Raw genomic sequence first — 455 nt, 5'->3', positions numbered from 1 at the left:
ATTATATATACCTTCATCGCTGTACACTCAGTTTTGCTCTACCACCAGCACGCAGCCCTGCGTCACAATATATGTTCAATCGAACCCGGCGAATGGGGATGGAAGAGACGATCCGCACCCGGCGGACAGGTGGCAAGTCACGTCGCCTGGCAGGCAGAAACGAAAAAAGCGCCCCAAGGGCGCTCTTTCGACAGTAGCTAATGGCTTATTTAGTCAGTTCAGCGGTCATATGCACGCGGTTACCGGTGTAAGCCTGGGTAATTTTGTAGGAGCTGGCGCCTGCTTGTTCGGCCTGAGCGGCAATTTTCGCTTCCGCGCCGTCGATGGTTGAGGCGGTTGCGGTCACTGTTTGCGCAGCGAAAGAACCAAAAGAAGCGGCCAGAGTCATAACTGCGACAAAAGTTTTGATGCTTTTCATGATATAAACCCTTTAATTTAGTTGTTTGGATAAGGCG

The 455-nt window shown here is 51.2% G+C and carries 2 protein-coding genes; one reads left to right on the top strand and one right to left on the bottom strand.

Going from position 1 to position 455, the window contains the following annotated elements:
- Positions 1-201 (top strand): hypothetical protein (locus NNN71_RS24985; protein ID WP_271459618.1); only part of this gene is annotated, 201 nt, incomplete at its 5' end.
- A 4-nt stretch (positions 202-205) separates the two neighbouring features.
- On the opposite strand, the gene NNN71_RS24980 is transcribed toward NNN71_RS24985, so the two are convergent.
- Positions 206-418, bottom strand: a complete 213-nt coding sequence (locus tag NNN71_RS24980) for a DUF1471 domain-containing protein (RefSeq protein WP_163448697.1) — start codon at positions 416-418, stop codon at positions 206-208.
- Positions 419-455: the final 37 nt, after the last annotated feature.

The organism is Kluyvera sp. Awk 3 (assembly GCF_028069715.1).
Classification (GTDB): domain Bacteria; phylum Pseudomonadota; class Gammaproteobacteria; order Enterobacterales; family Enterobacteriaceae; genus Kluyvera; species Kluyvera georgiana_A.
The sequence above is the reverse complement of the archived record's forward strand: the minus strand, read 5'-3'. Positions and strand labels throughout refer to the sequence as shown.